The sequence below is a fragment of the Nocardioides sp. NPDC057772 genome (assembly GCF_042798075.1).
Lineage (GTDB): Bacteria > Actinomycetota > Actinomycetes > Propionibacteriales > Nocardioidaceae > Nocardioides.
The window spans coordinates 1-13,239 of sequence record NZ_JBHVKN010000140.1 but is presented as its reverse complement, the minus strand read 5'-3'; the positions used below and the strand labels follow the sequence as shown (position 1 = coordinate 13,239).

General features: G+C 69.1%; 14 protein-coding genes. 7 read left to right on the top strand and 7 right to left on the bottom strand.

All coding sequences use genetic code 11. From position 1 onward, the window contains the following. Window positions 1–22: 22 nt before the first annotated feature. The 4 genes from ACFVJS_RS19885 to ACFVJS_RS19870 form a co-directional block, all read right to left on the bottom strand. Window positions 23–187, bottom strand: coding sequence for a hypothetical protein (locus ACFVJS_RS19885; protein WP_229788002.1), 165 nt, complete (start codon window positions 185–187; stop codon window positions 23–25). A gap of 149 nt (window positions 188–336) precedes the next feature. Next, entirely contained in the window at window positions 337–654 is a 318-nt protein-coding gene (locus ACFVJS_RS19880) for a WhiB family transcriptional regulator (RefSeq protein WP_165113958.1), read from the bottom strand. A gap of 104 nt (window positions 655–758) precedes the next feature. Beyond that, the gene (locus ACFVJS_RS19875) at window positions 759–1,001 is read right to left on the bottom strand and encodes a hypothetical protein (protein WP_378883832.1); all 243 of its coding nucleotides are present in this window, start codon (window positions 999–1,001) and stop codon (window positions 759–761) included. A gap of 138 nt (window positions 1,002–1,139) precedes the next feature. Then, a complete protein-coding gene (locus ACFVJS_RS19870) occupies window positions 1,140–3,191 on the bottom strand; it encodes an ATP-dependent DNA helicase UvrD2 (RefSeq protein ID WP_378883834.1) in 2,052 nt (683 codons plus the stop codon). Window positions 3,192–3,280: 89 nt separating this feature from the next. Between ACFVJS_RS19870 and ACFVJS_RS19865 the strand changes: the two genes are divergently transcribed. Further along, complete coding sequence (locus ACFVJS_RS19865) at window positions 3,281–3,526, top strand: mycoredoxin (RefSeq protein WP_378883837.1); 246 nt, start codon at window positions 3,281–3,283, stop codon at window positions 3,524–3,526. 11 nt (window positions 3,527–3,537) lie between these two features. On the opposite strand, the gene nudC (ACFVJS_RS19860) is transcribed toward ACFVJS_RS19865, so the two are convergent. Then, window positions 3,538–4,464, bottom strand: coding sequence for an NAD(+) diphosphatase (nudC, locus tag ACFVJS_RS19860; protein WP_378883839.1), 927 nt, complete (start codon window positions 4,462–4,464; stop codon window positions 3,538–3,540). Window positions 4,465–4,489: 25 nt separating this feature from the next. Between nudC (ACFVJS_RS19860) and ACFVJS_RS19855 the strand changes: the two genes are divergently transcribed. Next, a complete protein-coding gene (locus ACFVJS_RS19855) occupies window positions 4,490–6,301 on the top strand; it encodes a hypothetical protein (protein WP_378883842.1) in 1,812 nt (603 codons plus the stop codon). 637 nt (window positions 6,302–6,938) lie between these two features. Here ACFVJS_RS19855 and ACFVJS_RS19850 read toward each other — a convergent pair. Then, on the bottom strand, window positions 6,939–8,750 hold the full coding sequence (locus ACFVJS_RS19850; protein WP_378883842.1) for a hypothetical protein: 1,812 nt from the start codon (window positions 8,748–8,750) through the stop codon (window positions 6,939–6,941). 25 nt (window positions 8,751–8,775) lie between these two features. Between ACFVJS_RS19850 and nudC (ACFVJS_RS19845) the strand changes: the two genes are divergently transcribed. Continuing rightward, window positions 8,776–9,702 carry an NAD(+) diphosphatase gene (gene nudC / locus ACFVJS_RS19845; protein WP_378883839.1) on the top strand — a complete coding sequence of 309 codons (927 nt, stop codon included), beginning with the start codon at window positions 8,776–8,778 and terminating at the stop codon, window positions 9,700–9,702. An 11-nt stretch (window positions 9,703–9,713) separates the two neighbouring features. Here nudC (ACFVJS_RS19845) and ACFVJS_RS19840 read toward each other — a convergent pair whose 3' ends face one another. Then, the gene (locus tag ACFVJS_RS19840) at window positions 9,714–9,959 is read right to left on the bottom strand and encodes a mycoredoxin (protein WP_378883837.1); all 246 of its coding nucleotides are present in this window, start codon (window positions 9,957–9,959) and stop codon (window positions 9,714–9,716) included. A gap of 89 nt (window positions 9,960–10,048) precedes the next feature. On the opposite strand from ACFVJS_RS19840, the gene ACFVJS_RS19835 reads away from it, so the two are divergent. The 4 genes from ACFVJS_RS19835 (at window position 10,049) to ACFVJS_RS19820 (ending at window position 13,217) form a co-directional block, all read left to right on the top strand. Further along, window positions 10,049–12,100 (top strand): ATP-dependent DNA helicase UvrD2, encoded by a 2,052-nt coding sequence (locus ACFVJS_RS19835; protein WP_378883834.1) that lies wholly within the window; start codon window positions 10,049–10,051, stop codon window positions 12,098–12,100. 138 nt (window positions 12,101–12,238) lie between these two features. Then, complete coding sequence (locus ACFVJS_RS19830) at window positions 12,239–12,481, top strand: hypothetical protein (RefSeq protein WP_378883832.1); 243 nt, start codon at window positions 12,239–12,241, stop codon at window positions 12,479–12,481. Window positions 12,482–12,585: 104 nt separating this feature from the next. Further along, window positions 12,586–12,903 carry a WhiB family transcriptional regulator gene (locus ACFVJS_RS19825; protein WP_165113958.1) on the top strand — a complete coding sequence of 106 codons (318 nt, stop codon included), beginning with the start codon at window positions 12,586–12,588 and terminating at the stop codon, window positions 12,901–12,903. A 149-nt stretch (window positions 12,904–13,052) separates the two neighbouring features. After that, complete coding sequence (locus ACFVJS_RS19820; protein WP_229788002.1) at window positions 13,053–13,217, top strand: hypothetical protein; 165 nt, start codon at window positions 13,053–13,055, stop codon at window positions 13,215–13,217. Window positions 13,218–13,239 lie beyond the last annotated feature (22 nt).

The window sequence follows — 13,239 nt, the reverse complement described above, 5'->3', positions numbered from 1 at the left end:
GGTCTTCTGCCCTGTGAAGGGCTTACAGCGCGCGGGCAAGAGCCAGCTTCGCCTGGACGGCGGCTCGCTCGGCCTTGCGGCCCAGGCGAGCGGCCTTGACGAGGGCGTGGCCTCGCCGCAGTTCACGCGCCTCTCCCAGGCGCGCGGACATTTGCGCGCGTGCCAGGTCTTCGTAAAGCAAGTTCATCTGAGTGCTCCGTACTCGGTTGGTGTTCATGTCTGGTGGTTCTCCTGCTGGTCAGCGGGCTCCGGCGCCCATGGTCATCACGATCGTGTTCATAGCTGTCGCCCTTCGTCGTTGAAACGCTGGTTGGTGCTTCGGTGCTGGTCGGTCGATCAGGCGGCGTCCTTACGGGGCCGGCCACGGGGCCGCTTGCGGGGGATCACCTTCCCCTGCAGGAGCAGCTGGCCACCCCAGACGCCCCAGGGCTCACGCCGGTCGAGGGCGCCGGCGAGGCAGAGCGGCTGCACAGGGCAGGTCGCGCAGAGCGCCTTGGCGAACTCGACGTCGGCCGGGGACTCGGCGAACCACAGCTCGGGGTTGTTGGCCCGGCAGGGAAGCAGGTCCTCGTCGTAGCGGTTGGCGCGGTCGTGGAGAACGCCGAGAGTGGTCTCGACGGGCTCGACCACCGAGGGCTCGAGAGTGCTGGTCATATGTACACCTCCTTTGTGACTGATCGCGGGTTTTGAGAAACAGAAAGGCCGCGGATCCCGGGTTTCGGGTTCCGCGGCCTGGAGGCTGCTGTGACTACGTGGTTCTACGTAGCCGGACAGCTCCAGGCTCGAATCCCGAGGGACTTGACCTTGATGGCATCCGCCTGCGGGGACACGAGTCCCTCGACACGCGTGCCGTAACCGGCGCCCATAAAGGCACCGGCAGCCGGGGTGGCCCACTTCGGGCTCTGCCCGATCAGGGTGAACAGCGGGCTGGACAGCTCCGGGTGGCCGCACGCGGACATGGCGATGCCATTGATCGGCGTCTGGATCGTGTTGATCTTCACTGGGGCCACCTCCTTCGGGGCTGTCGGGCGCGCTCAACAGGCACGCGGGCTTTACTTGATGAAGGAACAGTAACCGGCCGGGCTGGTCGGCCGCAAACGATTAAACCGGTTGATTTCGAGGAATTTCTCTGAAGGGTTTCAGGCGTCGGCGGCGATCACGTCAAGGACTTCCGAGCCGTACGTCTCGACCTTGCCGCGGCCGATGCCGGCGATGCGCTGCAGATCCTGGAGCGTGCTGGGCTTCTGCTCGGCGATCTGCTCGAGCGTGGCGTCGGTGAAGACCACGAAGGCCGGCTTGCGGATCGCCTCGGCAGTCTCCTTGCGCCACTGCTTCAGCCGGCCGTAGAGCTCCTCGTCGTAGGGCGCGTCACAGCCCTCGTGGCGACCCATCCGCTTCTCCGTCGCCGAGCCGAGCGGACCGCCGCAGGCCTTGCACATCCGGGCCTTGCCGGAGCCGGGGCGCCGCGTCGGCGTGGTGGACCTCGCCGGTCGCAGCGGGTCGAGGAAGCGCGACGGCCGACGCCGCGCGGCCTGGCCGGGCTGGCGGGCGAGCGCCCAGGACAGGGTCAGGTCGACCCGCGCCCGGGTGAGGCCGACGTAGAGCAGTCGGCGCTCCTCCTCGATCTCGGCCGGGGTCGGCTCCTCACCGCGGAGGATGAACGGCATCGTGCCGTCCTGGAGGCCGACCAGGAAGACCGAGTCCCACTCCAGTCCCTTGGCGGCATGGAAGGTCGCCAGGGTCACTCCCGACGGCACCGGTGCGTGCTGCTCGGCCGCACGGCGGTCGAGCTCGGCGACGAGGCCGGCCAGGTCGCCGCCGGCCGCCGCGAAGGCGCGGGCCTGGTCGATCAACGCCTGCCACGACTCCCAGCGGTCACGGGTCTGACCGCGGCCGTCCGGCGGCTCCGAGGTCCAGCCCATCCCGGCCAGGATCCCGTGGACCGACTCCAGCAGCTCGTCGCCGATCACGGCGCCCTGGCCTCCGCGCGCGGCGCCCCGGATCCGGGTCACCGCCTCGCGGACCTCGGGCCGGTCGAAGAACCTGGCGGCGCCGCGTACGACATAGGGGATCCGGCGCGCGGTCAGGGCATCCTCGTAGGCCTCCGACTGGGCGTTGATCCGGAACAGGATGGCCATCTCGTTGTAGGGCTTGCCGGACTGGTGCAGGCGCAGGATCTCGGCGGCGACGCCCTCGGCCTCGGCGACCTCGTCGGGCTGCTCGACGTGCTCGACGGCGGGCCCGGCGTCACGCTGCGCCTGCAGCTGCACGCCCGCGCTGGGGGTGCCTTCCAGGATCTTGTTGGCAACCTTCACCACCTGCGGGGAGGATCGGTAGTTGCGGACCAGCTCCACCGAGGTGGCGCCGGGATGCTTCTTCGGGAAGTCGCGCAGGTAGGCCGCGTCGGCGCCGGCGAAGGTGTAGATCGTCTGGGCCGGGTCGCCGACGACGCAGATCTCGTTGCGCCCTCCCAGCCACAGGTCGAGCAGCGCCGACTGGAGCGGCGAGACGTCTTGGAACTCGTCGACGGTGAACCACTTGTATTGCCGCCTGACCTGCGCAGCGACCCGCTCGTCGTGCTCGAGGAGGCCGGCGGTCAGCAGCAGCACGTCCTCCATGTCCATGCGCGCCTGGGTGCGCTTGACGTCCTCGTAGGCGGCGTAGATGTGTCCCACCATCGAGGGGGTCAGGCCGCCGACCTCCCGGCCGCGTGCCTCGGCCGACTTCGGGTAGTCGTCGGGATGGACGTTGGAGACCTTCGACCACTCGATCTCCGAGGCGAGGTCGCGCGCCTGGGCCTGGTCGACGTTGATCCGCTGACGCTGGGCGGCCGCGCGGATGAGCGGGATCTTCGACTCGGTCAGGTTGGGCAGCTCGGTGCCGTAGACCTTGGGCCAGAAGAACCGCAGCTGCCGCAGCGCGGCCGAGTGGAACGTGCGCGCCTGGACCGCGCCGGCGCCCATGGCACGCAACCGCTGCCGCATCTCCCCCGCCGCGCGGGTGGTGAAGGTGACCGCGAGGACCTCCTGCGGCGCGTAGACGCCGGTGGCGACGCCGTAGGCGATCCGGTGGGTGATCGCCCTGGTCTTCCCCGTCCCGGCACCCGCCAGCACCCGGACCGGACCGCGCACCGCCTCCGCCACCCGGCGTTGCTCAGGGTCGAGGGCGGCGAGGAGGGACTCGGGGGTCATGGGCGGGAAGAACTCCTCGGGGTGGGAACGTTGTGCCTGCGGGTCAACACTATTGGCTCGCACCGACAGTTCTGATGAGGAGAGTCCCGATGAGTAGCTTCACCATGTACACCACGCCCTGGTGTGGATACTGCCAGCGGCTCAAGGGACAGCTCGGCCGGGAGGACATCACCTTCGACGAGGTCGACATCGAGCAGGTCCCCGAGGCCGCCCAGATCGTCGAGCAGGTCAACGACGGCAACCAGACCGTCCCCACGCTCGTCTACTCCGACGGCACCGCGATGACCAACCCGTCGATCGCTCAGGTCAAGGCGAAGCTCGCCGAGCTGGCCTGACCTCCTCGGGGTCACCACGATCCGGGCAGCTCGCCGCCGTACCACGCCTCGACCAGCGACCGGCTGATCGAGATCCCGCTGGGCAGCTTGATCTGACCGCTCTCCGCGACCGCGGCGAGCTCGGCCCGGGTGAACCAGCGTGCCTCGCGGATCTCGTCCTCGTCGACGTGGATGTCGGTCGACGACGCGCGCGCGAAGAAGCCGAGCATCAGGCTGGCCGGCAGCGGCCAGGGCTGGTTGCCGAAGTAGTCGACCTGCCCGACGCGTACGCCGACCTCCTCGGCGACCTCGCGACGGACCGCGTCCTCGAGCGACTCCCCCGGCTCGACGAAGCCGGCGAGCGTGGAGAAGTTGGGCGCGGGCCAGCGGGTGTGGTTGCCCAGCAGGCAGCGCTCCTCGGCGCTCCCGGGCTCTCCCGAGGTCACCAGCATGATCACCGCCGGGTCGGTGCGCGGGAAGGTCAGGTGGCCCTCCGCGCAGGCCAGCTCGTGGCCGGCCGCGCGCGGCTCCAGCGCGCCGCCGCACCGCGAGCAGAACCGGGTCGCCCGGTGCCACTCGGCCAGGCCGATCGCATGCATCAGAAAGCTGGTCTCGGTCGTGTCGGCGAGCATCGCCGGAAAGAGCCCGCGCAGGTCACGCCAGGACTCCCCCGCCTCCTCGCGGCCGGTGAGCACCGCGAACCTGGCTCCTTCGGCGGTGTCGCCGAGGAGCAGCCGGATCCCCTCCGGCGAGTCTGCCGGCGTACGCCACCTCACCCCGGTCTCGCCGGACGGCTCGACCCTGTTGCCGGCGACCACGAGGACCCTCGTGGTCTCGTCCGTCCAGGCCTTCTCGACCCAGCCGTCGTCGGCGCGCAGATGGCCGGAGCGGTCGTGGCCAGAACGGTCATGTACAGCCTGGGTGATTCTCAGATGGATGGGCAGCTTCGGGGAGTCCACCCGTCAGAGCCTATGAGGTGGGTATATGTTCCGCGGCGTGGATCGGTTATGGCGCATCGCCGCTGTCGTCTCCGTCGTGGTCGCGCTCGCGATCAACGTCTACATCGCCTGGGGCTCGAACCTCTCGTTCATGTACGACGAGATCGGCACCGTCATCCACGGACGCACCGTCCTCGGGCTGGACTCACCGCAACTCAACACCCCCGGCTACTACCCCGGCTGGGGCGTGCTGCTGGCGCCGTTGTGGCTGGTCACGTCCAACGTCTTCACCTTCTACCAGCTGGCGATCGTCGTCGGCCTGGCGATCAGCATGCTCACGATCTGGCCCCTGGCCCGGGTCGCCGAACGCCTCAGCGGCGTCACCCCCGCGCAGGGCGTGGTCGCCGGCGCCATCGTGACCGCGCTGCCGCCGCGTGCGATCCAGGCCGACTACATCCTGTCCGAGCGGCTGATCACGCTGCTCGTCGTGGTGGCGACGCTGGTCGCGTTCCGGCTCTGGGAGAGGCCGACCTACCGCGGCGTACTCCTGCTCAGCCTGCTCACCGGCCTCGCGCTCTTCTCTCACGCCCGGATGCAGGTCTTCGTGGCCGCGGTCGCGCTGTGGCTCATCTTCTTCCTCGTACGCAAGTGGCAGATCGCCCTCGTCGGGCTGGTCGCCACCGGCGTGCTCGCCGTCGTGGCCAACAAGGCCGCGCTCTGGTTCCACGCCCAGCTGGTGCCGTGGAAGTTCATCCAGGCACAGGGTTTCTTCGAGAAGGTCACGCAGGCCAACCCGCGGTTCTGGGTCAACACCTTCGCCGGTGAGGCCTGGACGCAGATGGTCGGCAGCTTCGGCGTCGTGGTCGTCGGGTTCGTCGTGGTGACCGCGATGTTCTGGAAGGAGCTCCGCTCTCGGCAGGTGGGGCCAGCAGGGTTCGTGCTGATCGCTGCCGGCTCGATGTACGTCCTGAGCTGCCTGAACTGGGGCAACGAGTACTCGCTGTTCACCATGGAGTGGCGGCGTTTCGACTACTGGATCTACGGGCGCTACATCGACCCGGTCTTCGCGGTCCTGGTGCTGGCCGGGGTGGGCGCGGCGATCCAGGCCGTACGCTCCCGCGCGGTCTTCGTCTGGACCTGGGTGATCGTCGCCGGGATCTCGCTGGTGACCATCCTCGTCGTCGCCCCCGACGCACCCACCTGGGCCTACACCACCCCCGCGCACATCCCGGGCGCGATCCCGTGGTGGTGGGCGCTTCCCGACGGCCAGTTCCCGCAGCCCGGTCCGATCCCGTCGTTCACCAACGACAACCGCTTCTGGCTGATCGCGACGCTGTGCGCCCTGGCGCCGCTGGCGATCTGGACCCTCCTCGCTGCCCTTCCGCTGCGCCGACTGGCCCCCGAGCTGGCCGGCCGGGCCCGTGCCGTGGTCGTCACCGCGCTCATCCTGGTCATCGGCACCACCGGCTCGGCCGTCGCCGACGTGGCCTCCGACAGGTTCCACGAACGCTTCGACCACGCCGGCCCGATCGTCGACGACCTACGCTCGATCCTCGCCGAACACCCCGACGCGGTCGTCGCCTACGACAAGAACTGCCCCCGCCGCCCCTCCGCGATGAACTCCGAGCGCAACTGGCTGATGTGGTGGATGCTTCCCACCATCGTCGAGCGCGAGTGGGAGTGGGGCGACGACATCGTCTTCTCGTGCCCTGAGGGAGAGCCCGCCTTCGTCACCGGCGCGGTGATGCTGCGGGAACGGCCCTTCCCTTACGCGACGGTCTGGATCATGCCTGGGGATCTGCTCGACTCGCTTCGGGAGTCTGGGGAACTGCCGGAGGTTGCTCGCACGGTGAAGTAGCGTTCGCTGATCGCGTCTTCTGCGTCAGTTTTGTTGCGCGGTCTGGCGTTGGCAGGCGACTGATCTTTCCTGCTGGTCTGGGCCGCCGACCCTGACCTCGAGTGTTTCTCGACCTGCCCCGGAGTCAAGGACGGCCTGCGGCCGCCGGCTACGCCGGCCGCTTCGCGGTCCTTGACACCGGACCATGTCGAGAAAGATTTGGCTGGCTATCAGGGGCGGCGGCCCCAGAGTGGCCGCGGGACACTCGCTCCTCGGGAGGTGGATGCCCCGGCGCGAACGAAAATTCATTCACCCGCAGGGGACGAACGAATTTTCGTTCACCCCGCCATTCGACCTAGTCCTCTCGGCGCGAACGAAAATTCGTTCGCCACCGATCCCAAGCCCCACCCAACCCAGACCGCCGCGCCAGACCCCTGCCGCCGACCCGATAGCCAGCCAAAAATTCTCAGCGACGGGCCGGTGTCAAGGACCGCGAAGCGGCCGGCGAAGCCGGCGGCCGCAGGCCGTCCTTGACTCCGGGGCAGGTCGAGAAACACTCGAGGTCAGGGTCGGCGGCCCAGACCAGCAGGAAAGATCAGTCGCCTGCCAACGCCAGACCGCGCAACAAAACTGACGCAGAAGACGCGATCAGCGAACGCTACTTCACCGTGCGAGCAACCTCCGGCAGTTCCCCAGACTCCCGAAGCGAGTCGAGCAGATCCCCAGGCATGATCCAGACCGTCGCGTAAGGGAAGGGCCGTTCCCGCAGCATCACCGCGCCGGTGACGAAGGCGGGCTCTCCCTCAGGGCACGAGAAGACGATGTCGTCGCCCCACTCCCACTCGCGCTCGACGATGGTGGGAAGCATCCACCACATCAGCCAGTTGCGCTCGGAGTTCATCGCGGAGGGGCGGCGGGGGCAGTTCTTGTCGTAGGCGACGACCGCGTCGGGGTGTTCGGCGAGGATCGAGCGTAGGTCGTCGACGATCGGGCCGGCGTGGTCGAAGCGTTCGTGGAACCTGTCGGAGGCCACGTCGGCGACGGCCGAGCCGGTGGTGCCGATGACCAGGATGAGCGCGGTGACGACCACGGCACGGGCCCGGCCGGCCAGCTCGGGGGCCAGTCGGCGCAGCGGAAGGGCAGCGAGGAGGGTCCAGATCGCCAGCGGCGCCAGGGCGCACAGCGTCGCGATCAGCCAGAAGCGGTTGTCGTTGGTGAACGACGGGATCGGACCGGGCTGCGGGAACTGGCCGTCGGGAAGCGCCCACCACCACGGGATCGCGCCCGGGATGTGCGCGGGGGTGGTGTAGGCCCAGGTGGGTGCGTCGGGGGCGACGACGAGGATGGTCACCAGCGAGATCCCGGCGACGATCACCCAGGTCCAGACGAAGACCGCGCGGGAGCGTACGGCCTGGATCGCCGCGCCCACCCCGGCCAGCACCAGGACCGCGAAGACCGGGTCGATGTAGCGCCCGTAGATCCAGTAGTCGAAACGCCGCCACTCCATGGTGAACAGCGAGTACTCGTTGCCCCAGTTCAGGCAGCTCAGGACGTACATCGAGCCGGCAGCGATCAGCACGAACCCTGCTGGCCCCACCTGCCGAGAGCGGAGCTCCTTCCAGAACATCGCGGTCACCACGACGAACCCGACGACCACGACGCCGAAGCTGCCGACCATCTGCGTCCAGGCCTCACCGGCGAAGGTGTTGACCCAGAACCGCGGGTTGGCCTGCGTGACCTTCTCGAAGAAACCCTGTGCCTGGATGAACTTCCACGGCACCAGCTGGGCGTGGAACCAGAGCGCGGCCTTGTTGGCCACGACGGCGAGCACGCCGGTGGCGACCAGCCCGACGAGGGCGATCTGCCACTTGCGTACGAGGAAGAAGATGAGCCACAGCGCGACCGCGGCCACGAAGACCTGCATCCGGGCGTGAGAGAAGAGCGCGAGGCCGGTGAGCAGGCTGAGCAGGAGTACGCCGCGGTAGGTCGGCCTCTCCCAGAGCCGGAACGCGACCAGCGTCGCCACCACGACGAGCAGCGTGATCAGCCGCTCGGACAGGATGTAGTCGGCCTGGATCGCACGCGGCGGCAGCGCGGTCACGATGGCGCCGGCGACCACGCCCTGCGCGGGGGTGACGCCGCTGAGGCGTTCGGCGACCCGGGCCAGGGGCCAGATCGTGAGCATGCTGATCGCCAGGCCGACGACGATCGCCAGCTGGTAGAAGGTGAAGACGTTGGACGTGACCAGCCACAACGGCGCCAGCAGCACGCCCCAGCCGGGGTAGTAGCCGGGGGTGTTGAGTTGCGGTGAGTCCAGCCCGAGGACGGTGCGTCCGTGGATGACGGTGCCGATCTCGTCGTACATGAACGAGAGGTTCGAGCCCCAGGCGATGTAGACGTTGATCGCGAGCGCGACCACGACGGAGACGACAGCGGCGATGCGCCATAACCGATCCACGCCGCGGAACATATACCCACCTCATAGGCTCTGACGGGTGGACTCCCCGAAGCTGCCCATCCATCTGAGAATCACCCAGGCTGTACATGACCGTTCTGGCCACGACCGCTCCGGCCATCTGCGCGCCGACGACGGCTGGGTCGAGAAGGCCTGGACGGACGAGACCACGAGGGTCCTCGTGGTCGCCGGCAACAGGGTCGAGCCGTCCGGCGAGACCGGGGTGAGGTGGCGTACGCCGGCAGACTCGCCGGAGGGGATCCGGCTGCTCCTCGGCGACACCGCCGAAGGAGCCAGGTTCGCGGTGCTCACCGGCCGCGAGGAGGCGGGGGAGTCCTGGCGTGACCTGCGCGGGCTCTTTCCGGCGATGCTCGCCGACACGACCGAGACCAGCTTTCTGATGCATGCGATCGGCCTGGCCGAGTGGCACCGGGCGACCCGGTTCTGCTCGCGGTGCGGCGGCGCGCTGGAGCCGCGCGCGGCCGGCCACGAGCTGGCCTGCGCGGAGGGCCACCTGACCTTCCCGCGCACCGACCCGGCGGTGATCATGCTGGTGACCTCGGGAGAGCCCGGGAGCGCCGAGGAGCGCTGCCTGCTGGGCAACCACACCCGCTGGCCCGCGCCCAACTTCTCCACGCTCGCCGGCTTCGTCGAGCCGGGGGAGTCGCTCGAGGACGCGGTCCGTCGCGAGGTCGCCGAGGAGGTCGGCGTACGCGTCGGGCAGGTCGACTACTTCGGCAACCAGCCCTGGCCGCTGCCGGCCAGCCTGATGCTCGGCTTCTTCGCGCGCGCGTCGTCGACCGACATCCACGTCGACGAGGACGAGATCCGCGAGGCACGCTGGTTCACCCGGGCCGAGCTCGCCGCGGTCGCGGAGAGCGGTCAGATCAAGCTGCCCAGCGGGATCTCGATCAGCCGGTCGCTGGTCGAGGCGTGGTACGGCGGCGAGCTGCCCGGATCGTGGTGACCCCGAGGAGGTCAGGCCAGCTCGGCGAGCTTCGCCTTGACCTGAGCGATCGACGGGTTGGTCATCGCGGTGCCGTCGGAGTAGACGAGCGTGGGGACGGTCTGGTTGCCGTCGTTGACCTGCTCGACGATCTGGGCGGCCTCGGGGACCTGCTCGATGTCGACCTCGTCGAAGGTGATGTCCTCCCGGCCGAGCTGTCCCTTGAGCCGCTGGCAGTATCCACACCAGGGCGTGGTGTACATGGTGAAGCTACTCATCGGGACTCTCCTCATCAGAACTGTCGGTGCGAGCCAATAGTGTTGACCCGCAGGCACAACGTTCCCACCCCGAGGAGTTCTTCCCGCCCATGACCCCCGAGTCCCTCCTCGCCGCCCTCGACCCTGAGCAACGCCGGGTGGCGGAGGCGGTGCGCGGTCCGGTCCGGGTGCTGGCGGGTGCCGGGACGGGGAAGACCAGGGCGATCACCCACCGGATCGCCTACGGCGTCGCCACCGGCGTCTACGCGCCGCAGGAGGTCCTCGCGGTCACCTTCACCACCCGCGCGGCGGGGGAGATGCGGCAGCGGTTGCGTGCCATGGGCGCCGGCGCGGTCCAGGCGCGCACGTTCCACTCGGCCGCGCTGCGGCAGCTGCGGTTCTTCTGGCCCAAGGTCTACGGCACCGAGCTGCCCAACCTGACCGAGTCGAAGATCCCGCTCATCCGCGCGGCCGCCCAGCGTCAGCGGATCAACGTCGACCAGGCCCAGGCGCGCGACCTCGCCTCGGAGATCGAGTGGTCGAAGGTCTCCAACGTCCATCCCGACGACTACCCGAAGTCGGCCGAGGCACGCGGCCGGGAGGTCGGCGGCCTGACCCCCTCGATGGTGGGACACATCTACGCCGCCTACGAGGACGTCAAGCGCACCCAGGCGCGCATGGACATGGAGGACGTGCTGCTGCTGACCGCCGGCCTCCTCGAGCACGACGAGCGGGTCGCTGCGCAGGTCAGGCGGCAATACAAGTGGTTCACCGTCGACGAGTTCCAAGACGTCTCGCCGCTCCAGTCGGCGCTGCTCGACCTGTGGCTGGGAGGGCGCAACGAGATCTGCGTCGTCGGCGACCCGGCCCAGACGATCTACACCTTCGCCGGCGCCGACGCGGCCTACCTGCGCGACTTCCCGAAGAAGCATCCCGGCGCCACCTCGGTGGAGCTGGTCCGCAACTACCGATCCTCCCCGCAGGTGGTGAAGGTTGCCAACAAGATCCTGGAAGGCACCCCCAGCGCGGGCGTGCAGCTGCAGGCGCAGCGTGACGCCGGGCCCGCCGTCGAGCACGTCGAGCAGCCCGACGAGGTCGCCGAGGCCGAGGGCGTCGCCGCCGAGATCCTGCGCCTGCACCAGTCCGGCAAGCCCTACAACGAGATGGCCATCCTGTTCCGGATCAACGCCCAGTCGGAGGCCTACGAGGATGCCCTGACCGCGCGCCGGATCCCCTATGTCGTACGCGGCGCCGCCAGGTTCTTCGACCGGCCCGAGGTCCGCGAGGCGGTGACCCGGATCCGGGGCGCCGCGCGCGGAGGCCAGGGCGCCGTGATCGGCGACGAGCTGCTGGAGTCGGTCCACGGGATCCTGGCCGGGATGGGCTGGACCTCGGAGCCGCCGGACGGCCGCGGTCAGACCCGTGACCGCTGGGAGTCGTGGCAGGCGTTGATCGACCAGGCCCGCGCCTTCGCGGCGGCCGGCGGCGACCTGGCCGGCCTCGTCGCCGAGCTCGACCGCCGTGCGGCCGAGCAGCACGCACCGGTGCCGTCGGGAGTGACCCTGGCGACCTTCCATGCCGCCAAGGGACTGGAGTGGGACTCGGTCTTCCTGGTCGGCCTCCAGGACGGCACGATGCCGTTCATCCTCCGCGGTGAGGAGCCGACCCCGGCCGAGATCGAGGAGGAGCGCCGACTGCTCTACGTCGGCCTCACCCGGGCGCGGGTCGACCTGACCCTGTCCTGGGCGCTCGCCCGCCAGCCCGGCCAGGCCGCGCGGCGTCGGCCGTCGCGCTTCCTCGACCCGCTGCGACCGGCGAGGTCCACCACGCCGACGCGGCGCCCCGGCTCCGGCAAGGCCCGGATGTGCAAGGCCTGCGGCGGTCCGCTCGGCTCGGCGACGGAGAAGCGGATGGGTCGCCACGAGGGCTGTGACGCGCCCTACGACGAGGAGCTCTACGGCCGGCTGAAGCAGTGGCGCAAGGAGACTGCCGAGGCGATCCGCAAGCCGGCCTTCGTGGTCTTCACCGACGCCACGCTCGAGCAGATCGCCGAGCAGAAGCCCAGCACGCTCCAGGATCTGCAGCGCATCGCCGGCATCGGCCGCGGCAAGGTCGAGACGTACGGCTCGGAAGTCCTTGACGTGATCGCCGCCGACGCCTGAAACCCTTCAGAGAAATTCCTCGAAATCAACCGGTTTAATCGTTTGCGGCCGACCAGCCCGGCCGGTTACTGTTCCTTCATCAAGTAAAGCCCGCGTGCCTGTTGAGCGCGCCCGACAGCCCCGAAGGAGGTGGCCCCAGTGAAGATCAACACGATCCAGACGCCGATCAATGGCATCGCCATGTCCGCGTGCGGCCACCCGGAGCTGTCCAGCCCGCTGTTCACCCTGATCGGGCAGAGCCCGAAGTGGGCCACCCCGGCTGCCGGTGCCTTTATGGGCGCCGGTTACGGCACGCGTGTCGAGGGACTCGTGTCCCCGCAGGCGGATGCCATCAAGGTCAAGTCCCTCGGGATTCGAGCCTGGAGCTGTCCGGCTACGTAGAACCACGTAGTCACAGCAGCCTCCAGGCCGCGGAACCCGAAACCCGGGATCCGCGGCCTTTCTGTTTCTCAAAACCCGCGATCAGTCACAAAGGAGGTGTACATATGACCAGCACTCTCGAGCCCTCGGTGGTCGAGCCCGTCGAGACCACTCTCGGCGTTCTCCACGACCGCGCCAACCGCTACGACGAGGACCTGCTTCCCTGCCGGGCCAACAACCCCGAGCTGTGGTTCGCCGAGTCCCCGGCCGACGTCGAGTTCGCCAAGGCGCTCTGCGCGACCTGCCCTGTGCAGCCGCTCTGCCTCGCCGGCGCCCTCGACCGGCGTGAGCCCTGGGGCGTCTGGGGTGGCCAGCTGCTCCTGCAGGGGAAGGTGATCCCCCGCAAGCGGCCCCGTGGCCGGCCCCGTAAGGACGCCGCCTGATCGACCGACCAGCACCGAAGCACCAACCAGCGTTTCAACGACGAAGGGCGACAGCTATGAACACGATCGTGATGACCATGGGCGCCGGAGCCCGCTGACCAGCAGGAGAACCACCAGACATGAACACCAACCGAGTACGGAGCACTCAGATGAACTTGCTTTACGAAGACCTGGCACGCGCGCAAATGTCCGCGCGCCTGGGAGAGGCGCGTGAACTGCGGCGAGGCCACGCCCTCGTCAAGGCCGCTCGCCTGGGCCGCAAGGCCGAGCGAGCCGCCGTCCAGGCGAAGCTGGCTCTTGCCCGCGCGCTGTAAGCCCTTCACAGGGCAGAAGACC